Source organism: Nioella ostreopsis, assembly GCF_004000255.1.
GTDB lineage: Bacteria > Pseudomonadota > Alphaproteobacteria > Rhodobacterales > Rhodobacteraceae > Nioella > Nioella ostreopsis.
Map to the genome: position 1 here is coordinate 74,265 of NZ_RCIQ01000002.1, position 24,548 is coordinate 98,812.

Below are 24,548 nucleotides of genomic sequence, written 5' to 3' on the forward strand. Positions count from 1 at the left end.
GTCGCCTGAAAGGCGGCGGGGGCAGCGCCCCCATGCCCGCTATCCACCCGCGAAAACAGGTTCCGGGTAGCACACATGATTCAGATAGAGCCCTTCCGGAGGGCTGACCGGTCCGCAGGCCGCCCGGTCCCGGGCCTCCAACGCGGCCCTGACGTCCTCGGGCGCCCAAGACCCGGCCCCGACCCGTTCCAGCGTGCCGATGATCGAGCGCACCTGATTGTGCAGGAAGGACCGCGCCCGCAGGTGAAACCGGAACTCGTTGCCATAGGGGTAGGCAACCTGTTCGATCCTGATCTCGTCCAGCGTCTTGACCGGGCTTGCCGCCTGACAGATCGTGGCGCGGAAGGTGGTGAAATCATGCTTGCCGATCAGGTGCCTGGCCCCTTCGCGCATGGCCTCCACATCAAGCCGGTTCTTGACCTGCCAGACCTTGCCGACATCATGGGTCATCGGTGCCCGCCGTGAAATCAGACGGAAAAGATACTGCCGTTCCAGCGCTGAAAACCGGGCGTGCCAATCGTCGGCCACGCGGGCGGCGGCAACGACGGCGACCGGTTGCGGCTTGAGGTGGTAATTCACCGCCTCTGTCAGGCGAAACAGATCCCACTCACGGGCCATATCGCAGTGGGCAACCTGGCCAAGCGCATGGACGCCCGCATCGGTACGGCCAGCGGTTGCAATCGAAGGCACATCCGGTTCGAGCCGGGACAAAGCCGTTTCAACGGCCCCCTGAACCGAGGGCTGGTCGGGTTGGCGCTGCCATCCAGCGAAGGGCCGGCCATCATATTCTATCAAAAGCGCATAGCGGGGCATGGGCTTCCGCTACCGCAAAGCGGGTGAAAGGGCAATCGGCCCTGTAAACCGCCACCATGAATGCCTATTCTCTGATCCATTGGGTTTCGCAAAGGACAGATCGTTTGGTCATTGGTGCCATATCCGACACTCTGGGCCGCGGCGTGGAAAGCGTTGGCTCCGCCATTTCCGAGACGTTTTTCGAACCGGTGATCCGCCTGGGGGTCACGGGGCTGTCGCGTGCGGGCAAGACGGTGTTCATCACCTCGCTTGTGGCCAATCTGCTGGACCGGGGGCGGATGCCGGGACTGCAAGCCGCCAGCTCCGGGCGCATTCAGGCGGCGTTCCTGCAACCGCAGCCGGATGATACGGTGCCGCGCTTCGACTATGAAACCCATCTGGCGGCGCTGACCGGGCGCAATCCACACTGGCCGCAATCGACCCGCGCTGTTTCGGAACTGCGGCTGTCGCTTCGGGTTCAGCCCTCTGGTCTGTTGTCGGGCCTCTCCGGCCCGCGCACGGTTCATATCGACATCGTGGACTATCCGGGCGAATGGCTGCTGGATCTGTCGCTGCTGGACCAAAGCTACGACCAGTGGAGCGCCGACACCCTGTCACGGGCCGAACATCGCGATCTGGCGCGCCCGTTCTGGTCCCTGATCGAAGCCACGGAAGGCAGAGCAAATCTGGAAGAAGCCACTGCGCAGGCCCTGGCGCGGAGCTTCACCGCCTATCTGAACGAGGCCCGTGAGGCGGGCTTTTCCGATTGCACCCCCGGCCGGTTCCTGCTGCCCGGAGAGCTGGAGGGCAGCCCGGTTCTGACCTTTGCGCCGCTGCCTCCCGGTGACGCCCCGCGAGGCAGTCTGCGCCGTGAGATGGCGCGCCGGTTCGAGGCGTACAAGGCGCAGGTCGTGAAACCCTTCTTCCGCAACCACTTCGCCCGGATCGACCGGCAGGTGGTGCTGGTCGACGCGCTTGGCGCGATCCATTCCGGCCCGCAGGCGGTCGAGGATCTGCGCCGCGCGATGGCGGGCATTCTGGGGGCGTTTCGGCCCGGGCGGAATTCCTTCCTGTCGGCGATCATGGGCAAGCGGGTCGAGAAGATCCTCTTCGCCGCCACCAAGGCCGACCATCTGCACCACAGCCAGCACCCGCGCCTGACCGCGATCATGGAGGCCTTGCTGCGCGATGCCCGCGACCGGGCGGATTTCGCCGGGGCGAAGACGCAGGCCATGGCCCTGGCCGCGTTGCGGGCCACGATCGAGGAAACAAGAACCCACAACGGCAAGGAACTGGACCTTGTGCGCGGGACACTCCTGGACAGTGGCAAGCAGGCGGCGTTCCACCCCGGCGAATTGCCCGAAGACCCCGGCCACCTTCTGGCCCCGGCCCGGAAGGGCGAGACCGCCTGGCTCGACGCCGACTATTCGGTGATGCGCTTCGCGCCCGCCGAACTGACCCTGAAACCCGGTGAAGGTCCGCCGCATATCCGGCTGGACCGTGCCGCCGAATTCCTGTTGGGGGACAAGCTGGCATGAGCGACCGCAAAGGCCCCGTCCTGATCGAGCTGGACGACACCCCCGCAGAAGGCCCCGCCGCCGCGCCGCCGGTGCCGGATCTGGACATGCCCGCCCCCACGGGCCGCGCGATGCAGACCGTGGCGACATTGGCCGCGCGCAAACCTTCGCGACTGGCGCGCCTCTTCTGGGGGTCGCTGACGGCGCTTCTCGGCTTTGTGGTTTCTTTGACTGCGTGGAATTTCGTGACCGGGCTGCTGACAGCGAACCCGGTTCTGGGCTGGATCGCGACCGGGTTGATCGGTCTGTTCGTCCTTGCGGCCCTGCTAGTCGCGTTGCGCGAGGCGGCATCGTTCTTCAGCCTCGGGCGATTGGACAGTTTGCAGAAGTCAGCCGAGTCGGCGCTGGCCACGGGCGACCTCAAGGCCGCGCAAAAGGTGTCGGATGACCTGATGACGCTTTATCGCGGAAGACCGGAACTGCGCTTGGGACAAGAGGCGATGATGGCGCGCAAGGGCGATGTGTTCGATGCGGACACCGCCCTGCACCTGGCCGAGGATCAGCTGCTGGCCCCGCTCGATGCCCTCGCTCGCGCAGAGGTCGAGGCTGCTGCCCGGCAAGTGGCGACTGTTACCGCTCTGGTCCCGCTGGCCCTGGCCGATGTGGTGGCGGCCCTGACCGCGAACCTGCGGATGATCCGGCGCATCGCGGAAATCTACGGGGGCCGCGCTGGCACGCTTGGCGCGTGGCGCCTGACACGCACGGTGATCACCCATCTGGTTGCGACCGGCATGGTGGCCGTCGGCGATGACATGTTGGAGCCGATCATCGGCAGCGGCCTGATCGGCAAGATCTCTCGCCGCTTCGGAGAGGGCGTCGTCAATGGCGCGCTGACCGCGCGCGTGGGTGTCGCCGCGATGGAGGTCTGCCGCCCGCTGCCGTTCCGCAAGGCAACCCGGCCCTCCGTCACCGGGCTTGTGCGCCGGGCACTGTCGGGGCTGTTCAGCAAGGCGGACGCCGCGTGACCGGGGATCGCCCGCTTTTGGGCATCCTCTTCATGCTGGGGTTTTGCGTTCTGATCCCGTTTGGTGACGCGCTGGCCAAGATGCTTGGCGATACCGTGCCGCTGATCGTTCTGGTGCTGGTGCGCTTCGGGGCTCAGGCGCTGCTGCTGGTGCCGATGGTCTGGTTGACGGGCAGCACCCTGAGGATGAGCCCGCGCGCCTTGCGGCTGACGGCCTTTCGCTCGATCCTGCAAATCCTGGGCATTTCCTTCATGTTCCTCAGCCTGCGCTATCTGCCGCTGGCCGATGCGGTGGCGATTGCCTTCGTGATGCCTTTCATCATGCTGATCATGGGCCATTTCATCCTTGGCGAGGAGGTCGGCATCCGCCGGATCGCCGCCTGTGGCGTGGGGTTCGTCGGCACGCTGATGGTGATCCAGCCAAGCTTTGCCGAGGTGGGCTGGATTGCCACGCTGCCCTTGTCGGTGGCCTTCATCTTTGCGCTGTTCATGCTGATCACCCGGCAGATCGCGAAAGAGGCCGATCCACTAGCGTTGCAGGCCGTGGGCGGCATGGTCGGTGTTCCGATCCTGCTGGCGGTGTTGTTGCTGCCAATAGACCTGCCGGACCTGACCCCCGGTTGGCCTTCGGGCGCAGAGGCATGGCTGCTGGTGGCCATGGGCGTGCTTGGCACGGTCGCGCATCTGCTGATGACGTGGTCGCTGCGCTTTGCGCCTTCGGCCACGCTGGCCCCGATGCAGTATCTGGAAATCCCGGTGGCGACGCTTCTGGGGCTGATCTTCTTCGACGATCTGCCCGATGGCCTGGCCGCTGTGGGGATTGCGCTGACCGTGGGGGCAGGGCTCTACATCATCTGGCGCGAACGGGTCACCTCCCGCGCGCACGTGGTGTAAGCGCGGGCATCGGCGGGACAAGGTCGCCACAGACCAGCCGGGTCAAGAGTTTCGGGACCGGCCAGCTACGCGAAAGCGGGGCTAGCACGCGATCCCGGATGACCGGCAACACCTGGCTATCAGACTGATATTGCGGCGTGAAGGATGCGCTGAGCGCCTGATAGGTGGCGACATGCCAACGCCGCGCCCCGGCATAGAGGCGTAACGCGTCCTCACCCGACGAAACACGCAGCGCCCGACTCAGGGCACAGGCATCCAGCAACGCCATGTTGGCCCCCTGTCCCAATTGCGGGCTGGTCCTGTGGGCCGCGTCGCCGATATGGACGATGCCGTCGCCATAGGGTCTGGCGAGCGACCCGTGGCTATAGCTGGCGAAGGTGAAAGCGTCATGCCCGTCGAGCCAGCCGAGGAACGGGGCAAAGTCGGGCCAGAGGGCTGAGACGTCCGCGCGCCATGTCTCGAACCTCGTGCGTCTCCATTCGTCAAAACCTGACACGGGAAGCGAATAGAAGATGGCAGCCAGCCTTTGCCACGGCTGATCCGGCATGGCCCCCACGGGGAGGACGCCGAGCATGCGATCGGCCCTCCGGTAGCACTGGGTCAGGCGGTCGGATGGCAGCTTGCTGTCCTCGGGCCAGGGGACGGTGGCCCAGACAGCGCCATAGGGCAGGGGACGGCTGATGAGCGGGGAAAGATGCGATCCCGCCCCGCAGGCATCGACGATCAGGTCGAACGGGTCTGACAGCCGGTCGCTAAACCGAAGCGCCTGCCCCTCGCGCCCCAGAACCCGATGCGAGGGCACCAGCCGCGCACCGGCATCCTGTGCCGCGTCAAGAAGCAGGGAGAACAGCGTTGCGCGATGAATGCCAAGGCCCTTGCGATCCGGGGCGTGACCGTAGCTGACAGACAGAACGACGCGATGGTTTTCGGCCTCGTGCCCGAACATCGACGCGATCTGTGCCCCGAGGCGGCGTGCCTTGTCGCCCACGCCGATCCTGTCGAGCACGGACAGACCGACGGGCTGGATCACGAGGCCAGATCCCACCGGCTGCGGTGCGTCGAACTGGTCGACAACCGTGACCGAGTGACCGTCGCGCGCCAGAAGCGCCGCTGCCGCCAACCCACCGATTCCAGCGCCTGCAATTCCGATTTTCATCCGCGCGCCCCGACCCCTTCGCCGCCGCCCCATGCTCCGAAAAGGGCCGGTCCAGTCCAGAGATGCTTGACCGATCCGGGCGTTCAGCGCAACCTGAACGGGTTTCAATCATCAATTTCAGGAGAATACCATGAGTTGGAGTAGCCTGTCCGGGGCCAGCAAAGCGGCCCTGATCTTCGCGGTCCTTGGCTTCGTCATCAGCTTCACGACCTTGTCCACCAGTTCGATCAACGGTGTGCGGACCTGTTCCTACATGGATTACGGTGCGCTTCTGTTCGGGGCGCTGGCGATGCTGGCAGGGTCATCCGGGCTGATGCGGGTGCGGGATCTGGCGCCTGATGCGCGCACCCTGAACCTGGTTGTCTGTGTGGCGGCCGATGTTGTCGGCGTGGTCCATATCCTGCGTGGCATCGGCATGGTCGGCGGCCCCTGCGGCTGACCTCGCCACCGGGCGCGGGCAAGATTTTTGAAAAATCTTGAAAGGATCTTGCAAGATCCTTCCCCGCGCCTGCCGGACTGTTGCGCGTCATCGCAGCTTCGGAATGCCCCCCGGCAGCATGTCGCGGTCCACGACCCCGGCCCGGAGCGATCGTCCGATCCGGTGCGCCAGTGCCGACCAGCGGGCTGCCTGATCTTCGGTCAGTTCCTCCGCCAGAACGCTGTCGAACAGCTTCAGCCACGGCTCGAACATGCCGGGCCGCACATTGCCGGCCTGCATGTGCTTGACCATCGGATTGCCGTCATAGCCCCTTTCGCCCAGAATCGCATTGGCCCAGAACCGGGCGATCTTTGCCTCATGCGGGGGCCAATCCGTCACATGCGCGGCAAAGACCGGACCAAGCACCGGATGCGCGCGCACCCCTGCATAGAACCGGGCGACGACGCGCTCGATTTCCGGCCGGGTAATGTCGAACTTGGCAAGCGGAGTGGGTGTCATGCGGTCAGTCTGGGACCGCGACGCGCGCTTCGCCAGTGGCCATCTGGTCGCGCCACCCGCCTCTGGACGACCTCCTCCAGCGGGCCTATAAGACGCCCCATGACCCGCCCATTCGTGCGCATCATTATTCGAATTATCGGCCCGGCTCTCTGAGACCAAGAGACGCCGGGACAAGGTGTTTGATTTTTCGCACCGCCCTGATAACCCCATCCCGACAGACTATCTGAAGGACGCCGATCCATGTGCGCCGATACGCCCGAGCAGTCGCTCGACTACAAAGACACGCTGAACCTGCCCAAGACCGATTTTCCCATGCGCGCGGGCCTGCCCAAGCGCGAGCCCGAATGGCTGGACCGGTGGGAAAAGATGGGCATCTATGACCGCCTGCGCGCCAAGGAGGGTCGCACGCCCTTCACGCTGCATGACGGCCCTCCTTACGCCAACGGCCACCTGCATATCGGCCACGCGCTGAACAAGACGATCAAGGACATGATCGTGCGGTCGCACCAGATGATGGGCCATGACAGCCGCTACATCCCCGGCTGGGATTGCCACGGCCTGCCGATCGAATGGAAGATCGAGGAACAGTATCGCAACAAGGGTCTGAACAAGGACGACGTGGATGTCGTGGCCTTCCGCCAGGAATGCCGCAAATTCGCCGAAGGCTGGGTCGATATCCAGCGCGATGAATTCAAGCGCCTTGGCATCACCGGCAACTGGGCCGATCCTTACCTGACCATGGCCTTCCATGCCGAGCGGGTGATCGCCGAGGAATTCATGAAGTTCCTGATGAACGGGACTTTGTATCAAGGCTCCAAGCCCGTGATGTGGAGCCCGGTCGAAAAGACCGCACTCGCTGAGGCCGAGATCGAATATCACGACCACAAGAGCCACACGATCTGGGTGCCGTTCAAGTCCACGAACGGGCAGGGCGACCTGCAAGGGGCAAAGGCCGTCATCTGGACCACGACCCCCTGGACGATCCCGTCGAACAAGGCCGTGGCCTTCAACCCGGCGATCTCCTACGGGCTTTACGAAGTCACCGGACGGCCCGAGGAATGCTGGTGCCGGATCGGTGACCGCTACCTGCTGGCCGACAAGCTGGCGGGCGAGGTGCTGTCCAAGTCGCGTCTTGAGGAGTCGATGTATCGTCGCCTGCGCGACGTGACGGCGGAAGAGCTTGGCGCGCTGATGCTTCAGCACCCCTTCCACGGCCTCGACGGGGCCGATGGCTTCTGGGATTACGACGTGCCGATGATCGACGGCGATCATGTGACCGACGATGCGGGCACGGGCTTCGTCCATACCGCGCCCTCGCACGGGGCCGACGACTATGAATGCTTCATGAAGCGCAACTGGCTTGACCGGATGACCCACAATGTGGGCGAGGAAAGCGAATTCCTGCCGCATGTGCCCTTCTTCGCCGGGCTTCAGGTCTTCGACCGCAAGGGAAAGGAAGGCAAGGCCAACGCCGCCGTGATCGACAAGCTGGTCGAGGCCGGTGCCATCATCGCGCGCGGCCGCGTGACCCACAGCTATCCGCATAGCTGGCGGTCCAAGGCGCCCGTCATCTTCCGCAACACGCCGCAATGGTTTGCCGCCATCGACAAGCCCGTGGGCGACGATCAGGACCAGTACGGCACCACCATCCGCGAACGCGCGCTGACCTCCATCGACAGCCTGGTGAAATGGACGCCGCAGACCGGGCGCAACCGGCTTTATTCCATGATCGAGGCACGGCCCGATTGGGTTCTGTCCCGTCAACGGGCCTGGGGCGTGCCCCTGACCTGCTTCACGAAAAAGGGCGCGCTGCCGACCGACCCGGATTTCCTGCTGCGCGATCCGGCCGTCAACGCGCGGATTGCCGAGGCATTCGAGGCCGAGGGCGCGGATGCGTGGTACGTGGATGGCGCGAAGGAACGGTTCCTCAGTGGCATCGTCAACCCCGACGACTACGACCAGGTCTTCGACATTCTCGATGTGTGGTTCGACTCCGGCTCCACACATGCGTTCGTGCTGCGCGACCGGGAAGACGGCACCGAGGACGGCATCGCCGACGTCTATATGGAAGGCACCGACCAGCATCGCGGCTGGTTCCATTCCTCGCTGCTGCAGGCCTGCGGCACGCTTGGCCGGGCGCCCTATCGCAATGTTGTGACGCATGGTTTCACGCTGGACGAGAAGGGCATGAAGATGTCCAAGTCGCTCGGCAACACCATCGTGCCCGAGGCGGTCGTCAAGCAGTACGGGGCCGACATTCTGCGCCTTTGGGTGGCTCAGGCGGACTATACAAACGATCAGCGGATCGGGCCGGAGATCCTGAAAGGCACCGCCGACAGCTATCGCCGGTTGCGCAACACGATGCGGTTCATGCTGGGGTCTTTGGCTGATTTCAGCGAAGCGGATCGCGTGGACCCGTCCGAGATGCCGGAACTGGAACGGTGGGTGCTGCACCGTCTGGCGCAGCTGGATCATACCGTGCGCGCAGGCTACGCGGGCTTCGACTTCCAGGGCGTGTTCCAGGCGCTGTTCAACTTCGCCACCACGGATCTGTCGGCCTTCTATTTCGACATCCGCAAGGATGCGCTCTATTGCGATGGCGACACCCTGAACCGCCGCGCGGCGCGGACGGTGCTGGATATCCTGTTCCACCGGCTGACCACCTGGCTGGCGCCGATCCTTGTCTTCACCATGGAGGAAGTCTGGCTGGAACGCTTCCCCGGCGAGGACAGCTCGGTTCATCTGGTCGACTTCCCCGAGACCCCGGCGGATTGGCTGAATGAGCCGCTGGCCGCCAAATGGGCCAAGGTGCGGCGGGCTCGCCGCGTGGTGACCGCCGCGCTGGAAATCCAGCGGCGAGAGAAGGTGATCGGGGCATCGCTGGAGGCCGCACCGGTTGTGCATGTACGCGATGCGGACACGCTGGCGGCGCTGCGGTCCGTGAATTTCGCCGATATCGTGATCACTTCCGACGTGAACCTGACCGGCGACCCCTTGCCGCAGGAAGCTTTCCGCCTGCCGGAGATCGAAGGCGTCGGCGTGGTGTTCGAGACCGCCGAGGGCGAGAAATGCCAGCGATGCTGGAAGATCCTGCCCGATGTGGGGACGCATGCCCACGCAGGCACCTGCAAACGCTGCGATGAGGCGCTTGGCTGAAAAGGTCTCGGTTCTCTAAAAAAGGGGCGTCCCTCACGGGGCGCCCTTTTCGCTTACTCCATCAACCCGCGCAGGTAGTCGGGGTCTGCAAAGCTGCCCCAGCCGAATGCCATCCGGCCCCGCCCGCGTGTCGTCTCGATCCCGTCCACATAGGTGCCGCGCACGGCGATCGGGTACATGCCGGTCGGAACTACCCGCTCTTCGGAATAGATCAGCGCGCCGGTGCCATCGCGGCAGGTCATGGTGCCTGCACCCGACCTGTCCAGACGCAGCTCCATCGGCATCTCGCAGGTGATCCCGTCGCCTGACAGCCGGGTCACTGAGGACAGTTCGAAATCGGTCTGGATATCGCCCGTCAGAACCCATTCGGTGCCATCGGACAGCTGCATGACAGCGGCGGCTTGAGTGCGCAGGGTCTGGGAACATCCGGTTAACCCCGCCAAAAGAACGGTCGTGATCGCAATAGTCCTGAGTGTCTGCATCGCAGCCTCCTGCCCTTGTTTTTCCGGGATCATCCGGCAACTGGGGCCCGCTGGCAATGGCGGCGGGGCAGGGTCGCGCAAACCGGCGGTGGTCAGCGCAACGGACATGTGCGTTTGCGCAGGGCCTCCCGCGCCTTTCACAAGCCCCACCCACGTTCTATCTTTGGTCAAGGAAAGCGCGACTCAGCCAAGACAGGACAGCTTCATGACCGACCCCAAACCCTATGAGCCCCCCAAGGTCTGGACCTGGGAGAAGGAAAGCGGCGGCACCTTCGCCTCGATCAACCGCCCGATTGCCGGCGCGACCCATGACAAGGACTTGCCCATAGGTCAGCATCCGTTCCAGCTCTATTCGCAGGGTACGCCCAATGGCGTGAAAGTCACCGTGATGTTCGAAGAGCTTCTGGCCGCCGGTCACGATGCCGAATACGACGCCTGGCTGATCAGCATCGGCAAGGGCGATCAGTTCGGGTCCGGTTTCGTTGACGCGAACCCCAATTCCAAGATCCCGGCGCTGGTCGACCGATCCGGGCCTGAACCGGTGCGCGTTTTTGAATCCGGGTCGATCCTGATGCATCTGGCCGAGAAATTCGGGGCGTTCCTGCCCGTCTCCGGCCCGGCGCGGATCGAAACGCTGAACTGGCTGTTCTGGCAGATGGGCAGCGCGCCCTATCTGGGCGGCGGCTTTGGGCACTTCTACGCCTATGCGCCCGAGAAATGGGAATACCCGATCAACCGTTTCGCGATGGAGGTAAAGCGGCAGCTTGACGTGCTGGACCGGCACCTTGCGGACAATGAGTGGATGGCCGGCGGTGAATACTCCATCGCCGATATGGCAATCTGGCCCTGGTATGGCGGGCTGGTGAAGGGCTGGCAGTATGGCGCGGCGGAGTTCCTGGACGTGGCGAGCTATACCCATGTGGTGGAATGGGCTGAGCGCATCTATGCGCGTCCGGCGGTCAAGCGGGGCCGGATGGTGAACCGCACAGCGGGTGATCCCTCAAAGCAGCTGCACGAACGCCACGATGCCTCGGATTTCGAGTTGCGCACGCAGGACAAGCTCGACGCTGCCGAATGATCGCCTGCGTGGATAGCCCCGTGGGTCGCCTGGCCCTGAGCGAACGGGACGGGGCCATCACGGCATTGGAGTGGCGGGACGAGGATACCCCGCCCGAGACGGATCTTATGCAGCGGGCGGCCGGGGAACTGGCCGCCTATTTCGCGGGGAACCTGACCCGCTTCACCCTGCCACTCGCCCCGCGCGGGTCGGATTTCCAACAGGCATTCTACCGCGCGCTTTGCGCCATTCCCTACGGCGAAACCCGCACCTATGGCGATCTGGCCACCGAGCTCGGGGTGTCAGCACAGGCCATCGGGCAGGCCTGCGGGGGCAATCCCATTCCCATCCTGATCCCTTGTCACAGGGTATTGTCCTCAACCGGCCTTGGCGGGTTCTCTGGCGCGGGCGGTGTCGAAACCAAGGTGGCGCTTCTCAGACTGGAGGGTGCTGCATCGCTCCTCATATGACCGGTTTTGAGTGATTTTTTGGATTTATGCTACCTTTCGAAAAGGATCAGCCGAAAGGAGCCATGCCAATGTCCGATTTCCTTATTCATATCCACACCGGTCCCGAAAACCCCACCAAAGCCACGCTCGGCTGTCTTGTGGCAGCGACTGCGTTGAAGGCTGGCCATGATGTGCGCGTCTTCATGGCGGGTGACGCCGTGCGCCTGCTGGACTCGGACGTTGTCGAGACGCTGGAAGGGCAGGGGACCGGAAAGCTCAAGGATCATCTGGCCGAGATCGAAGCTCACGGCGGGCGGCTCTACCTGTCGGGCATGTCCGCAAAGGCACGTGGCTATGATGCGGGCCTGCTGGAAGGGCACCCGGCGGAATTTGCCATGCCCGATGTGTTGGTCGGCCTTGCCGATGAGGCGGCGAAGGTGCTGTGCTACTGACGGTCCGAAGGCCCGGCAACGACCTTGCCAAGGTCGCGCGCGGGCAAGACAGGGACGGAGAGGGAAATAGGGTCTAAGGGTATTTCAAGCCCCGAGCCCCCATGCACGAACGTCGAATACCCGAATGGCTGCGCCACGCTCCTGCGCCGGGCGTCAAGGGCTTTGCCACGCTCGCGGGATGCGAGGCGGTGGCGCGGGGCATCCTGATCTCGGTGATGCCTCTGGCGATGCTGGAGACCCTGGGCAGCGCCAAATCGGTGTCAGAGGCCTATTTCATCGTCGGGCTGCTGTCGATGATCGCGGGCTTTCTGGTGCCGTGGCTGAACCGTTTCGTGCCGCGCCGCTGGCTTTATACCGGCGCGGCGCTGACCTTCTTCGCCGGTGCCGGGATCGGGGCCATTTCTTCGGATTTCATCGTCGTCACGCTGGCCCTGACGACGGTCGCGGTTGCCACCCTCTTCGTCTGCTTCAACGCCTATGTGCTGGATTATATCGAGCGGGTGGAGCTTGGACGCAGCGAAACCCTGCGCATGTTCTACAGCGCGGCGGGCTGGACCATCGGGCCGGTGGCCGGTGTCTACCTGATGGACTGGTGGCGGCCGGCGCCGTTCCTGATTTCTGGTGTCGCGATCCTCGGGATGCTGGGGACGTTCCTTTACCTGCGGCTTGGCAATGGCAAGCTGATCCAGAAGGCCAAGCGGCCCGCCACGAACCCGATTGCCTATCTGGGCCGCTTCGCGGCTCAGCCGAGGCTGGTGGCGGGCTGGCTCTTTGCGGTCATCCGGTCCTGCGGATGGTGGGTTTACGTGGTCTACCTGCCCATCTTCGCGGTGAATGCGGGGCTGAGCGAGCAGTTGGGCGGCGTCATGCTGTCGATGACGAACGGGCTCTTGTTCATCACGCCGCTGATGCTGCGCTGGATGCAGGGGCGCTCGGTCCGGCAGTCGGTCAGGACCGGCTTCCTTTGGGCGGGTGTGCTGTCTTTTGCGGCCTTCGCGCTGGCTGGCTGGCCGGTGGCGGCGGTGGTGGCTTTGGCCTCGGTCTCGTTCTTCCTGATCCTGCTGGATGTCTGCGGAGGCTTGCCCTTCCTGATGGCGGTAAAACCCTCGGAACGGACCGAGATGTCAGCCGTCTATTCCAGTTTCCGCGATGTATCGGGCATCCTGACGCCGGGCGCGGCATGGCTGCTGCTGCTTGTCGCGCCGCTGTCGTCGATCTTCGCCCTGTCGGGCGGGGCACTGCTGGCGGCCTGGATGCTGGCCGGGCAGATGCATCCGCGCCTTGGCCTGCGCCGCGCGAGCATGCCGGTGCCGGAATCCGCGCCGGTTATCGAGATGCCATTCGTCACGACGCGGGAAGGGGACGCCTGACCGGGCCTAGCCTGTAAGCCCCGCAAGGATCTCCGCCGCCGCCGCATCGGGCGAGGTTTCGCCACGGGCCACGGCTGCCCCAAGCTCCGCCATTCGCGCCCGCATCGCCGGGTCGCCGGTCAACCGCGCCAGCAGGCCTGATCGGACCTCCTGCTCGAACCAGTGACGCGACTGTTCCGCCCGCCGCTCCTGCCAGACGCCATGGCCCTTGCGCCACGCCGCCAATGCCTGCATCTCGTCCCAGGCCCGTTCGAGCCCGTCGCCCTCGACTGCCGAAACCGTCAGCGCCTTGGGGAAATCCTGCGGATCGCGCGCCCGTTTGCGCAGCAGCCGCAACGCGCCCGCATAATCGGCGCAGGTCCGCGTGGCGGTGGCTTTCAGGTCGCCATCGGCCTTGTTCACGAGGATGAGGTCGGCAATCTCCATGATCCCGCGCTTGACGCCCTGCAACTCGTCTCCACCCGCCGGGGCCAGCAACAGCACGAACAGGTCGCACATCTCGGCCACCATGGTTTCGGACTGGCCGACCCCCACGGTTTCGATGATGACCACGTCGAACCCGGCGGCTTCGCAGAGCGCCACGGCCTCCCGCGTGCGGCGGGATACGCCACCCAGATGGGACAGCGACGGTGAGGGCCGGATAAAGGCATTCTTCTGGCGGCTGAGCTGTTCCATCCGGGTCTTGTCGCCCAGGATCGACCCGCCCGAGCGGGTCGAACTGGGATCGACCGCCAGCACAGCCACTTTCAGCCCCTGGTCCACCAGCATCATGCCAAAGCTTTCGGTAAAGGTGGACTTGCCCACGCCCGGCGTTCCCGACAATCCGATCCGCAACGCCTGCCGCCCATGGCCCTGAAGCGTTTCCAGCAGAGCCGTCGCCTCAGCCCGGTGATCGGGCCGCGTGCTTTCCACCAGCGTCACCGCACGGGCCAGAGCGCGGCGTTCCCCGGCTAGGATGCGGTCGGGCAGATCGGCAGGCAGGCGGGTGTCGGTCATCGGGCCATCGTTTCTTTCAGCGGATCGGCAAAGCGCCAGACGCTGTTTGCCCCGCCGGGGGTCGCCTTGTCCACCCGGCGCGGCGTTATGACAGCAACCAGCAACGGTTGACGCGGGCCGTCAGTGCCGCCCTTTATGGCCCGACATGCCGATTGCCCAAGGACGGACCCCAGTCACGTGACCCGCCTGCCCATTGACCCCATCCTGCCCGAGCTTGTGAGCGCCCTGCGATCTCATGGCCGCGCCGTTCTGCAAGCCCCGCCGGGGGCGGGCAAGACCACGCGCGTGCCTCTGGCGCTGCTGAAGGCCGGCATCGCACCGGGGCGCATCCTGATGCTGGAACCCCGTCGTCTTGCCGCGCGGGCCGCTGCCGAACGGATGGCCGAAACCCTGGGCGAACACCCTGGCCAGACCATCGGCTACCGGGTGCGCGGTGAGAGCAAAGTGGGGTCTGACACGCAGGTGGAAGTGGTGACCGAAGGTATCCTGACGCGGATGTTGCAGGACAACCCCGAACTGCCGGGCATCGGTGCGGTGATCTTCGATGAATTTCACGAACGCTCCCTCAATGCGGATCTGGGGCTTGCCCTGACATGGGAAGTGCGCGGCGCGCTGCGTGAGGATCTGCTGGTGCTGGTGATGTCCGCCACGTTGGACGCCGCACCGGTCGCCGCCCTTCTGGATGATGCCCCGGTGGTAACGTCTGAAGGCAAGGCCTACCCGGTAGAGACCCGCTGGCGCGAGGCCCCGCCCCGCAGGGAAGACCGGTTCGAGCAGTCTGTCGCGGCCCTGATCGGTCAGGCGCTGCGCGAAACCGAGGGGGGCATTCTGGCCTTCCTGCCGGGCGAGGGCGAAATCCGACGCACCGCCGCGCTGCTGGCTGATCTGCCGGGCAATGTGGTGATGCACCAGCTTTTTGGCGCCATGCCTCTGTCCGCGCAACGCGCTGCCCTCAGCCCCGAGGCCAAAGGGCTGCGCAAGCTGGTGCTGGCGACGTCGATTGCCGAAACCTCGCTCACCATTCCCGATATCCGGGTGGTGGTGGATGGCGGGCGTGCACGTCGTGCGCGGTTCGACCCGTCCTCGGGCATGTCGCGGCTGGTCACCGAAGCGGTCAGCCGGGCCGAGGCCGATCAGCGCCGGGGCCGCGCGGGACGGGTGGCGGAAGGCATCTGTTATCGCAACTGGACCAGGGGCGGCGAGGGGGCCTTGCCCGCCTTTCCTCCGGCTGAAATCGAGGCCGCCGACCTGGCAGCGCTTGCGCTGGACCTTGCGCTTTGGGGGGCGGGGGATGGCGAAGACCTTGCCTTTCTCACCCCTCCCCCGCCCGGCGCATTGGCCGAGGCGCAGGCCCTGTTGCGGGGCCTTGGCGCGCTGACCGATGCAGGACATGTGACGGATCACGGCAAGGCGCTGTCGCGCATGCCTCTGCATCCGCGCCTTGCCCATATGCTGGCCATGGGCGGCAAGGGGACGGAACGGCTGGCGGCCCTGCTGTCGGAACGCGATCCGCTTCGCAACCGGGGGACGGACCTCTCGCTGCGGCTGCGCGCGCTGGACAATCCCGGCGGGCTGAATGCGGACCGGGGGGCGGTGGCGCGCATCAAGGAAGAGGCCAGACGCCTGGCCCGTTTCGCCAAGGGGCCACGACACAGCCTCGCCGAGCAGGCCGCGCTTGCCTATCCCGACCGCATCGGGTTGCGCCGCAAGGGCGATGCGCCCCGTTTCGTTCTGTCCGGCGGCAAGGGCGCGGTAATGCCCGATGACGATGCACTGGCCGGGCAGCGGCTGATCGTGGCGACCGATCTCGATGGCAACCCGCGCGAGGCCCGTATCCGGCAGGCGGTGGCGCTCAGCGAGGGCGAACTTCGCGGGCTCTATGCCGACCGGATCACCTGGGTGCAGCGCTGCGACTGGTCGCGCCGGGACCGGCGGGTGGTGGCGCGGGAAGAGGAGCGGTTCGGCGCGTTGATCCTTCAGGACCGGATCTGGAAAGACGCCCCGCCAGAGGCGATGACCGGCGCATTGTTGTCCGGCATTCGCGATCTTGGCCTGGACGTGCTGGACTGGTCCCGGTCCGCGCGCCTTCTGCGGGCCCGATTGCGCGCCTCGGGGTTGGTGGATGTCTCGGAGATGACCTTGCTTGCGCGGCTCGAAGAGTGGCTCTCTCCCTTCCTGACCACCCAGACAAGCGCTGCGGATCTCAAACGGCTGGACCCGACCGAGGCGCTGAAAACCCTACTCGACTGGGGCCAACAGCAGGAACTGGACCGGCTGGCGCCTGCGCATTGGGTCACGCCAATGGGGCGTAAGGCCGCCATCGACTATTCCGGCGAGACGCCCGAAGTGGCCCTGCGCCTGCAAGAGGTCTTCGGCGCCACGACCCACCCCACCATCGGGCAGGACCGCCAGCCCCTGCGCATGACGTTGCTGTCGCCCGCTGGCCGTCCGGTGCAGACCACAACCGATCTTCCCGGTTTCTGGGCGGGCAGCTATGCCGATGTGCGCAAGGACATGCGCGCGCGCTATCCTAGGCATCCCTGGCCCGAGGATCCTGCGCAGGCGGACCCAACCCTTCGTGCCAAACCGCGCAAGCCGTGATGTCTGTCCCTATGGTGCAAAGCGGGGGGTGAAGGGGGGGCGCCCCCCCTCACGGGTGGGCGAAGGCTCCCGAAGGGGGTCTGAGACTGGCCGTTCCCGGGTCGACGCCAAAGGCGGCGAAACGCCTATCCGACCCGCAACGCCCCGTCCGACATGACCGGCAGCCCGGCCTGGCGCGCGGCGGGCAGGGCGCTTGGATGCACCCGCTCGGACCGGTCCAGCCCGATCCGCCGCTTGTGGCGCAGCAGGAAGATCCGGCTCCAGCCGCGCATGGTTCCGACCGAAGGCGCGCCGGGATCGGTCAGATAGCGGCTGCGCCAATGGGGTGGCAGCGGCAACCCGCAATGTTCCGCCTCTCCCAGCATCCAGGCCAGCGGGATGTTCGCCAGCGGTCGCGCCGTCTGCCAGTCACCAAGCTGGCCGCCCACATCCCCATGGGTGCCCCGAAACCACATCTGGATCACATCGCCCTCGCGCCCTTCGGGCAGGGTCCACATGACGGGGGCGTAGACATCGCGGGTTTCATCCATTGCCAGCGCATGGCGCCCGTGGCGGGTTGAATGCCCCAACTCATGGCTGTGAAACTCATGCGCCTGCGGGGCCAGCCGCCAAAGCAAAGGCCAGCGCAGCCCGAGCGCGCGCACCGTGTCATAGACGCCCACCATCTCGATCCGCACCCGGTCATGACAGCGCGAGGCGCGGAAGGCGCGGGCCTGCTGGCTGTCCGGGGCCTCCTGGTAGAGTCCGTAGAGCCGTTCCAGCGCCTCTTCGCTGATCTGCGCGGGCCGCAGCAGCCCCAGCTTGTCGATCAGGCCCGCCAGTGACCGCACCGCGAAGGCCCCGCGCGAATAGCCCATCAGGAAGATCCGGTCGCCGGGGTGGTAGTTGCGGGCCAGGAACAGATAGGCGCGCTTGATCTGGCGGTTGATCCCGACCCCGGCCAGCACCTCGACCGAGCGCTTGACGCCACGCCACTGGATGCCGGGCTCGTAGTAAAGCATCACATTGGCCGAGGCGGGCAGTTCCGACAGCAGCCGGTACGTCAGGCCGATATTGGTTTCCTGGCCCCGGCGCAGGGTGGACATGGTGCCATCGAGCAGCACCACATGGGTGCAGGCGGGCCGGACATCCGGCAGGCGCGGCTCGGGGTTCCGGAACCCGCGCCAGAAGGACCATTTACCCCTGATCGGTGCCAATCGCTCCCTTCGCCTCCTCGATCATCTGCCAGACACGATGCGGCGTGAACGGCATATCCGCAACCCTGACACCGACAGGCCAGAGCGCATCCTGCACCGCATTCGCCACCGCCGCCATTGCGCCGATCGTTCCCGCCTCGCCACAGCCTTTCATGCCAAGCATGTTGGTCTCGGTCTCGGTCGGTTCCGAGTGGAAGTCGAAGAACGGAAAATCACTTGCGCGCGGCATGCCGTAGTCCATGAAGCTTGCCGTCAGCAGCTGCCCGTTTTCGTCGAAGACCACCCGTTCGTTCATCGCCTGCCCGGCCCCCTGCGCGATGCCGCCATGGATCTGCCCCTCGACCAGCATGGGGTTCATGAGATTGCCCAGATCGTCCGTCACCGTGTAGCGCTCGATGGCTAAAAATCCGGTTTCGGGGTCGATCTCCACCTCCGCGATGTGGCAGCCATTGGGGAAGGAGCGGCCGGCGTTGCGGATTTCCTTTTCGGCGGTCAGCAGATCGGCACGACCCTCCGCCTCGGCCCGTTCGGCCAGTTCCATCAGTCCAACGACCGTATTCGACCCCGGCGCGCGGAAGACGGCCTCTTCGGGATCGAACCGCGCGCCCTCTGCGCCGATCACCTCTTCGGCAAAGGGCAGAAGCCCGTCCAGCAGCACGTCCGAGGTCGCGTAGATGGCCGAGCCCTGCACGGTCACCGACCGAGACCCGCCGGTGCCGCCGCCCTTGGCGATTTGGTCGCTGTCGCCTTGCACGATCTCGATCTGGTCCAGATCCAGCCCCAACCGGTCGCGCAGAAGCTGCTTGTAGACCGTTTCGTGCCCCTGCCCGCCCGACTGCGTGCCGACATAGACCTTGGCCCCGCTCCCGGTCAGCTCGACCTTCGCGGTTTCCATCGGCTGGCCCAAGATGGCCTCGATGTAATAGCACAGGCCCTGACCGCGCAGCTTGCCCTGAGCAGCACTCGCGGCCCGGCGCGCTTCGAACCCTGCGGTGTCGGCCTCCCGCGCGGCGCGGTCCATCGCCCGCGCGAAATTGCCCGAATCGTAAAGCTCGCCCGCCGCCGTCTTGTAGGGCATCTGTCCCGGCTTGATGAACGCCCGGCGGCGCAGTTCCATCGGGTCGGTGCCCAACACCCGCGCGGCGTGATCCATGGCGCGTTCCAGCACATAGATCGCCTCGGGCCGTCCGGCCCCGCGATAGGCATCCACTTGCGTGGTGTTGGTGAACACCGCCTTGTTGTTCATATAGGCCGCCTGCACGTCATAGACGCCGGGAAAGACGTGGGAAAACAGGCGGCTCTGGATGATCTGGGCAAAGCCCGACACATAGGCCCCGACATTTGAAACCGTGTGCAGGCGATAGCCCGTCAGCTTCAGATCCGCATCAAAAGCCAGTTCCGCCGTGCAGGTCAGGTCGCGCCCGCCATTGTCCGAGAGCATCGATTCCGTCCGGTCGGCCATCCAGCGGACAGGTTGGCGCAACTGCCGCGCCGCGAAGGACAGCAGGAAATGTTCCGGGTAGCGCATCGTCTTCATGCCGAAGGCGCCACCCACGTCGGGGGTGGTCACATGCACGTCCTCGGGGTCCATCCCCAACCACGCGGATATCTCGGCTTTCTTGGTCCAGACGCCTTGCCCGTTCTCGCAGACATGCAGCCGCTCGCCCACCATCTCGGCATAGATCGCGCGGGGTTCCATGCTGGCGCACATGATCCGGTTGTCCTCGACCGTAACGGTGACCACATGCGCGGCTTCCGCGATCGCCGTGTCTGCTGCCGCCTTGTCGCCCGCACCCCAGGAATAGCAGAGGTTCCCCGGTGCCTCCGGGTGAATTTCCGGCCCGCCGATGGCCACGTCCAGCTTCGGCTCCAGCTCGTCGAAATCGAATTCCACAAGCTCCGCCGCATCCCTCGCCGCCGCCATGGTCTCGGCCACGATGAAAACCACGGGTTCACCGACGAAGCGCACTCGGCCTTCTGCCAGGATCGGACGGCGCGGGGCCGCCGCCTTGCCGCCGTCCTCGGTATCGATCACCGTGAAGGGGATGGAATTGGCCAGCCCCGCCGCCGTCAGGTCCGCCGCCGTCACCACCAGATGCACGCCGGGGGCGGCGCGCGCCTCGCTCACGTCCAGCTCCGTAATCTCCGCATGCGCCACCGGACTGCGCAACAGGTAGCAGTGCAACGCCCCCTCCGGCGCGATGTCATCCACGTATCGCCCATGCCCGGTCAGGAACCGCTGATCCTCTTGCCGCGTCACCGACTGGCTACTTCCGAATTTCATCGCTTGCTCCGCTGCTTTGCCTCATCCCCATAGGTAACAACCGCTCGGTCCCTGTCCAGCCCGCGCCACGTCACACCATTTCCCGATCCCCTGCTCTTGGCCTTTCCGTGCGAAGCGGATAAGTCACCAACTGACACAAGACATGGGACATGCAGGCGATGGAAAAGACCTTTAACGCCGCCGAGGCCGAACCGCGGATCTCCGCGAAATGGGAAGAGAAGAACGCCTTCGCCGCTGGCGCCAATGCAAGCCGGGACGACACGTTCTGCATCATGATCCCGCCGCCCAATGTGACCGGCAGCCTGCATATGGGCCATGCCTTCAACAACACGCTGCAGGATATCCTCGTGCGCTGGCACCGGATGCGCGGATTCGACACGCTTTGGCAGCCCGGAACTGACCATGCGGGCATCGCCACTCAGATGGTGACCGAACGCGAAATGGCCGCGAATGGCGAGCCGTCGCGCCGCGAAATGGGGCGTGAGAAATTCCTCGACCGGGTCTGGCAGCAGAAGGTCAAATCGCGCGGCACCATCATCGGGCAGCTGAAGCGGCTCGGCGCCTCCTGCGACTGGTCGCGCGAGGCCTTCACCATGGGCGGGGCCGAGGGCGACCCGGATCGCGGCAACCACGCCAATTTCCACGATGCGGTGATCAAGGTCTTCGTGGAGATGTACAACAAGGGCTTCATCTATCGCGGCAAGCGGCTGGTGAACTGGGACCCGCATTTCGAGACCGCAATCTCCGATCTGGAGGTCGAGCAGGCCGAGGTGAACGGCAAGATGTGGCGCCTGCGCTACAAGCTCGATGGCGGCGAGACCTATGAGCATCCGGTTGACTTCGACGAGGAAGGCAACCCGACCGACTGGGAAACCCGCGATTACCTGACCGTCGCCACGACGCGGCCCGAAACGATGTTGGGCGATACCGGCGTGGCCGTCCACCCCGAGGATCGGCGCTATGCGCACCTCATAGGCAAGACCGTGACGCTGCCGATCTGTGGCCGCTCCATCCCCATCGTGGCCGATGAATATGCCGACCCCGAAAAGGGCACCGGCGCCGTGAAAATCACGCCCGCCCATGACTTTAACGACATGGAAGTCGGCAAGCGCACCGGCCTGCGCGCCATCAACGTCATGACCACCCGCGCGGCGATGTTCCTGCGCGGGAATGACGATTTCGCCGAGGACTGCCCGGCCGACATGATCGGCGCGGCCATCGAACGCTATGACGGCATGGACCGCTACGAGGCGCGCGACGCCATCGTGACCGAGGCCCGCGACAATGGCTGGCTCGACGGGATCGACGAAGACAAGCACATGGTCCCGCATGGCGACCGGTCCAAGGTGGCGATTGAGCCCTACCTGACCGACCAGTGGTTCGTGGATGCCGAAAAGATCGTGGGCCCCGCTTTGGACGCCGTCCGCAAGGGCATGGCCGCGCAGGAGGCCGGGGAGTTTGACGAGACCGCAGGCTACACCCGCATCCTGCCCGAACGCGACGCCAAGACCTATTACCACTGGCTGGAGAATATCGAGCCCTGGTGCATCTCGCGCCAGCTGTGGTGGGGTCACCAGATCCCGGTTTGGTATGACGAGGATGGCAAGGAATACTGCGCCGCGACTGAGGACGAAGCCGTCGCAATGTCGGGTGGTAAGGCGTTGACCCGTGACGAAGACGTCCTCGACACCTGGTTCTCCTCCGGTCTCTGGCCCATCGGCACGCTCGGCTGGCCCGAGGAAACGGACGCCTATGCCAAGTATTTTCCGACCTCTACGCTCATCACCGGTTTCGACATCATCTTCTTCTGGGTCGCCCGGATGATGATGATGCAGCTTGCCGTGGTCGATCAGGCCCCGTTCCACACGGTCTATGTCCACGCCCTCGTGAGGGACGAGAAGGGCAAGAAGATGTCCAAGTCCTTGGGCAATGTTCTGGACCCGCTGGAACTGATCGACGAATACGGCGCCGATGCGGTGCGTTTCACGCTCGCCTCCATGGCCGCCATGGGCCGCGACCTGAAGCTGTCGACGAGCCGCATCGCGGGCTACCGCAACTTCGCCACCAAGATCTGGAACGCCGCCCGCTTCGCGGAAATGAACGAGTGCAAGCCGGTGCCGGGTTTCGACCCCGGCGCCGTGACCCAGACCGTCAACCGCTGGATCGTGGGCGAGATTGCCCGCGCCCGCGTCGCCCATGACGCGGCGCTGGATGCCTATCGCTTCAACGATGCGGCGAACGGGCTTTATGCCTCTGTCTGGGGGCAGGTCTGCGACTGGTATCTGGAATTCGCCAAGCCGCTCTTCGCCTCCGGCGACGAGGCCGTGATTGCGGAAACCCGCGCCACCATGGCCTGGGTCATCGACCAGTGCCTGATCCTGCTGCACCCCACCATGCCCTTCGTCACCGAAGAGCTTTGGGGCCAGATCGCCGAGCGCGACAAGATGCTGGTCCACACCGATTGGCCGACCTATGGCGAAGACCTGATCGACGCAGACGCCGACCGTGAAATGACCTGGGTCATCGGCCTGATCGAGGCCATCCGGTCGGTCCGCGCCCAGATGCATGTGCCCGCCGGTCTGAAAGTGCCGCTGCTGCAGGCGGAACTGGACGACAAGGGTCAGGCCGCATGGGACCGGAACGAGGCGATGATCCTGCGGCTCGCCCGTGTGGTTGGCGTTCAGGCGGTGGATGCCCTGCCGAAAGGGGCCGTCACCATCGCCGTGGAAGGTGCTGTCTTCGGCCTGCCCATTGCCGACATCATCGACGTGGACGAGGAAAAGGCGCGGCTGGAAAAGGTGCTTGGCAAGCTCGCCAAGGAACTGGGCGGACTGCGCGGGCGGCTGAACAACCCGAAATTCGCCGAAAGCGCCCCGGCAGAGGTGGTCGAGGAAACCCGCGACAACCTCGCAGCGCGCGAAGAGGAAGAGGCCAAGATCAAGGACGCGCTTGCGCGTCTGGCAGAGATTGGCTGACAGCCCGGCCTTCAATGAAAACCAGCGACGCGCGGGAAACCCTTGCGCGTCGCTTCGCTTTTGGGTTCTTCTTTCGCCATGACTGGTCCTCGCTACACACCGCTCGTCCAGAGCCTGCCCGCATCCGTCCCCTTCGTGGGCCCCGAAACCCAGGAACGTCAAAGGGGCGAGCCTTTCCGCGCGCGCCTTGGGGCCAATGAAAGCGTCTTCGGCCCGTCCCCCAGGGCGAAGGCCGCGATTGCCGAAGCCGCAGAAGGCGCCTGGATGTATGGGGATGCGGAATCCTGGTATCTGCGAAAGGCCCTTGCCGCTCATCATGGTGTTGGCATGGAGAATATCCTGGTCGGAGAAGGAATCGACGGGTTGCTCGGCTATCTCGTGCGGCTGCTGATCAAACCCGGAGATGCGGTGGTGACCTCGGACGGGGCCTATCCAACCTTCAACTACCATGTGGCCGGGTTCGGCGGCGAGCTTCACAAGGTGCCCTATGCCGATGACCATGAAGACCCGCTGTCGCTGATCGCCAAGGCGCATGAAACCCGCGCCAAGCTGATCTATTTCGCCAATCCCGACAACCCCATGGGCAGTTGGCACGACGCGGACACCGTGCAGCACCTGATCAACTCGGTGCCCGAAGGCTGCCTTCTGGTGCTGGACGAGGCCTATTGCGACAGCGCCCCTGCCGATGCGATCCCGCCGCTCGATGTCAGCGACACTCGCGTGATCCGTATGCGCACCTTCTCCAAGGCTTACGGCCTTGCGGGCATGCGCGTGGGCTATGCCATCGCAGAGGCCGGGCTGATCACCTCCTTCAACAAGATCCGCAACCATTTCGGCATGAGCCGGGTGTCACAGGCCGCCGCATTGGCGGCGCTGGAGGATCAGGATTACCTGCGTGAAACGGTGGTGCGGATTGCGCGCTCCCGCGACAAGATCGGCCAGATCGCACGGGAGAACGGGCTGATGCCGTTGCCATCGGCAACCAATTTCGTGACCATTGATTGTGGCCGTGACGGAGATTTTGCCCGCGCCGTGCTGCAAGGACTGGTATCGCGCGGAATCTTCGTTCGCATGCCGTTCACGTCGCCGCAGGATCGCTGCATTCGTGTGAGTTGCGGCCGCGACGAGGATATTGCCGCTTTCGCAGAGGTGCTTCCCGCAGCTTTGGCAGAGGCACGGGGCTAGGAAAAATCTTCCAGAAGATTTTTCA

General features: G+C 65.1%; 19 protein-coding genes. 12 read left to right on the forward strand and 7 right to left on the reverse strand.

Annotated features, from left to right (window positions below; translation table 11 throughout):
- Positions 1–39: 39 nt before the first annotated feature.
- Positions 40–813 carry a tRNA pseudouridine(38-40) synthase TruA gene (gene truA / locus EP237_RS02860; RefSeq protein ID WP_127557939.1) on the reverse strand — a complete coding sequence of 258 codons (774 nt, stop codon included), beginning with the start codon at positions 811–813 and terminating at the stop codon, positions 40–42.
- Between the two features lie 104 nt (positions 814–917).
- Here truA and EP237_RS02865 point away from each other — a divergent pair, with 104 nt between their 5' ends.
- From EP237_RS02865 to EP237_RS02875, 3 genes are read left to right on the forward strand one after another with little or no spacing between them, the layout of a single operon-like run.
- Positions 918–2,330: a YcjX family GTP-binding protein gene (locus EP237_RS02865; protein WP_164744613.1), complete on the forward strand. Its 1,413-nt coding sequence runs from the start codon at positions 918–920 to the stop codon at positions 2,328–2,330.
- The gene (locus EP237_RS02870) at positions 2,327–3,334 is read left to right on the forward strand and encodes a YcjF family protein (RefSeq protein ID WP_127557940.1); all 1,008 of its coding nucleotides are present in this window, start codon (positions 2,327–2,329) and stop codon (positions 3,332–3,334) included. Before EP237_RS02865 ends, EP237_RS02870 begins: the two co-directional genes overlap by 4 nt.
- Positions 3,331–4,227, forward strand: a complete 897-nt coding sequence (locus EP237_RS02875) for a DMT family transporter (protein WP_206052244.1) — start codon at positions 3,331–3,333, stop codon at positions 4,225–4,227. The genes EP237_RS02870 and EP237_RS02875 overlap by 4 nt, the downstream gene beginning before the upstream one ends.
- On the opposite strand, the gene EP237_RS02880 is transcribed toward EP237_RS02875, so the two are convergent.
- Entirely contained in the window at positions 4,202–5,383 is a 1,182-nt protein-coding gene (locus EP237_RS02880; RefSeq protein ID WP_127557942.1) for an FAD-dependent oxidoreductase, read from the reverse strand. The two genes, EP237_RS02875 and EP237_RS02880, sit on opposite strands and share 26 nt — an antisense overlap.
- A 130-nt stretch (positions 5,384–5,513) precedes the next feature.
- On the opposite strand from EP237_RS02880, the gene EP237_RS02885 reads away from it, so the two are divergent.
- On the forward strand, positions 5,514–5,822 hold the full coding sequence (locus EP237_RS02885; RefSeq protein WP_127557944.1) for a hypothetical protein: 309 nt from the start codon (positions 5,514–5,516) through the stop codon (positions 5,820–5,822).
- A gap of 87 nt (positions 5,823–5,909) precedes the next feature.
- Here the strand turns inward: EP237_RS02885 and EP237_RS02890 are convergent, their stop codons facing one another.
- A complete protein-coding gene (locus EP237_RS02890; protein ID WP_127557946.1) occupies positions 5,910–6,320 on the reverse strand; it encodes a group III truncated hemoglobin in 411 nt (136 codons plus the stop codon).
- Between the two features lie 240 nt (positions 6,321–6,560).
- On the opposite strand from EP237_RS02890, the gene ileS reads away from it, so the two are divergent.
- The gene (ileS, locus tag EP237_RS02895; protein ID WP_127557948.1) at positions 6,561–9,476 is read left to right on the forward strand and encodes an isoleucine--tRNA ligase; all 2,916 of its coding nucleotides are present in this window, start codon (positions 6,561–6,563) and stop codon (positions 9,474–9,476) included.
- Between the two features lie 53 nt (positions 9,477–9,529).
- Here ileS and EP237_RS02900 read toward each other — a convergent pair whose 3' ends face one another.
- Complete coding sequence (locus EP237_RS02900) at positions 9,530–10,066, reverse strand: hypothetical protein (protein WP_127557950.1); 537 nt, start codon at positions 10,064–10,066, stop codon at positions 9,530–9,532.
- 97 nt (positions 10,067–10,163) lie between these two features.
- On the opposite strand from EP237_RS02900, the gene yghU reads away from it, so the two are divergent.
- The 4 genes from yghU (at position 10,164) to EP237_RS02920 (ending at position 13,286) form a co-directional block, all read left to right on the forward strand.
- Positions 10,164–11,036 carry a glutathione-dependent disulfide-bond oxidoreductase gene (gene yghU / locus EP237_RS02905; RefSeq protein ID WP_127557952.1) on the forward strand — a complete coding sequence of 291 codons (873 nt, stop codon included), beginning with the start codon at positions 10,164–10,166 and terminating at the stop codon, positions 11,034–11,036.
- The gene (locus EP237_RS02910) at positions 11,033–11,485 is read left to right on the forward strand and encodes a methylated-DNA--[protein]-cysteine S-methyltransferase (RefSeq protein WP_127557954.1); all 453 of its coding nucleotides are present in this window, start codon (positions 11,033–11,035) and stop codon (positions 11,483–11,485) included. Before yghU ends, EP237_RS02910 begins: the two co-directional genes overlap by 4 nt.
- 68 nt (positions 11,486–11,553) lie before the next feature.
- Positions 11,554–11,916, forward strand: a complete 363-nt coding sequence (locus tag EP237_RS02915; protein ID WP_127557956.1) for a DsrE family protein — start codon at positions 11,554–11,556, stop codon at positions 11,914–11,916.
- 101 nt (positions 11,917–12,017) lie between these two features.
- A complete protein-coding gene (locus EP237_RS02920) occupies positions 12,018–13,286 on the forward strand; it encodes an MFS transporter (RefSeq protein ID WP_127557958.1) in 1,269 nt (422 codons plus the stop codon).
- Positions 13,287–13,292: 6 nt separating this feature from the next.
- On the opposite strand, the gene meaB is transcribed toward EP237_RS02920, so the two are convergent.
- Positions 13,293–14,282 (reverse strand): methylmalonyl Co-A mutase-associated GTPase MeaB, encoded by a 990-nt coding sequence (gene meaB, locus EP237_RS02925; RefSeq protein ID WP_127557960.1) that lies wholly within the window; start codon positions 14,280–14,282, stop codon positions 13,293–13,295.
- A gap of 177 nt (positions 14,283–14,459) precedes the next feature.
- Between meaB and hrpB the strand changes: the two genes are divergently transcribed.
- A complete protein-coding gene (hrpB, locus tag EP237_RS02930) occupies positions 14,460–16,883 on the forward strand; it encodes an ATP-dependent helicase HrpB (RefSeq protein WP_240661470.1) in 2,424 nt (807 codons plus the stop codon).
- A 125-nt stretch (positions 16,884–17,008) separates the two neighbouring features.
- Here hrpB and EP237_RS02935 read toward each other — a convergent pair whose 3' ends face one another.
- Together EP237_RS02935 and EP237_RS02940 are read right to left on the reverse strand one after the other, a co-directional pair.
- Positions 17,009–18,079 (reverse strand): DUF2235 domain-containing protein, encoded by a 1,071-nt coding sequence (locus EP237_RS02935; protein ID WP_127557964.1) that lies wholly within the window; start codon positions 18,077–18,079, stop codon positions 17,009–17,011.
- Positions 18,060–20,363 (reverse strand): xanthine dehydrogenase family protein molybdopterin-binding subunit, encoded by a 2,304-nt coding sequence (locus tag EP237_RS02940; RefSeq protein WP_127557966.1) that lies wholly within the window; start codon positions 20,361–20,363, stop codon positions 18,060–18,062. The genes EP237_RS02935 and EP237_RS02940 overlap by 20 nt, the downstream gene beginning before the upstream one ends.
- A gap of 158 nt (positions 20,364–20,521) precedes the next feature.
- Here EP237_RS02940 and EP237_RS02945 point away from each other — a divergent pair, with 158 nt between their 5' ends.
- Positions 20,522–23,338: a valine--tRNA ligase gene (locus tag EP237_RS02945; protein WP_127557968.1), complete on the forward strand. Its 2,817-nt coding sequence runs from the start codon at positions 20,522–20,524 to the stop codon at positions 23,336–23,338.
- A 78-nt stretch (positions 23,339–23,416) separates the two neighbouring features.
- Entirely contained in the window at positions 23,417–24,523 is a 1,107-nt protein-coding gene (locus tag EP237_RS02950) for a pyridoxal phosphate-dependent aminotransferase (RefSeq protein WP_127557970.1), read from the forward strand.
- Positions 24,524–24,548: the final 25 nt, after the last annotated feature.

Excerpts from the sequence above, each read along its gene's own strand:
- truA (WP_127557939.1), bottom strand. The coding sequence starts at position 813 with ATGCCCCGCTATGCGCTTTTGATAGAATATGATGGCCGGCCCTTCGCT.
- EP237_RS02870 (WP_127557940.1), top strand. The coding sequence starts at position 2,327 with ATGAGCGACCGCAAAGGCCCCGTCCTGATCGAGCTGGACGACACCCCC.
- EP237_RS02880 (WP_127557942.1), bottom strand. The coding sequence starts at position 5,383 with ATGAAAATCGGAATTGCAGGCGCTGGAATCGGTGGGTTGGCGGCAGCG.
- EP237_RS02885 (WP_127557944.1), top strand. The coding sequence starts at position 5,514 with ATGAGTTGGAGTAGCCTGTCCGGGGCCAGCAAAGCGGCCCTGATCTTC.
- EP237_RS02890 (WP_127557946.1), bottom strand. The coding sequence starts at position 6,320 with ATGACACCCACTCCGCTTGCCAAGTTCGACATTACCCGGCCGGAAATC.
- ileS (WP_127557948.1), top strand. The coding sequence starts at position 6,561 with ATGTGCGCCGATACGCCCGAGCAGTCGCTCGACTACAAAGACACGCTG.
- EP237_RS02900 (WP_127557950.1), bottom strand. The coding sequence starts at position 10,066 with ATGTCCGTTGCGCTGACCACCGCCGGTTTGCGCGACCCTGCCCCGCCG.
- yghU (WP_127557952.1), top strand. The coding sequence starts at position 10,164 with ATGACCGACCCCAAACCCTATGAGCCCCCCAAGGTCTGGACCTGGGAG.
- EP237_RS02910 (WP_127557954.1), top strand. The coding sequence starts at position 11,033 with ATGATCGCCTGCGTGGATAGCCCCGTGGGTCGCCTGGCCCTGAGCGAA.
- EP237_RS02915 (WP_127557956.1), top strand. The coding sequence starts at position 11,554 with ATGTCCGATTTCCTTATTCATATCCACACCGGTCCCGAAAACCCCACC.
- EP237_RS02920 (WP_127557958.1), top strand. The coding sequence starts at position 12,018 with ATGCACGAACGTCGAATACCCGAATGGCTGCGCCACGCTCCTGCGCCG.
- meaB (WP_127557960.1), bottom strand. The coding sequence starts at position 14,282 with ATGACCGACACCCGCCTGCCTGCCGATCTGCCCGACCGCATCCTAGCC.
- EP237_RS02940 (WP_127557966.1), bottom strand. The coding sequence starts at position 20,363 with ATGAAATTCGGAAGTAGCCAGTCGGTGACGCGGCAAGAGGATCAGCGG.
- EP237_RS02945 (WP_127557968.1), top strand. The coding sequence starts at position 20,522 with ATGGAAAAGACCTTTAACGCCGCCGAGGCCGAACCGCGGATCTCCGCG.
- EP237_RS02950 (WP_127557970.1), top strand. The coding sequence starts at position 23,417 with ATGACTGGTCCTCGCTACACACCGCTCGTCCAGAGCCTGCCCGCATCC.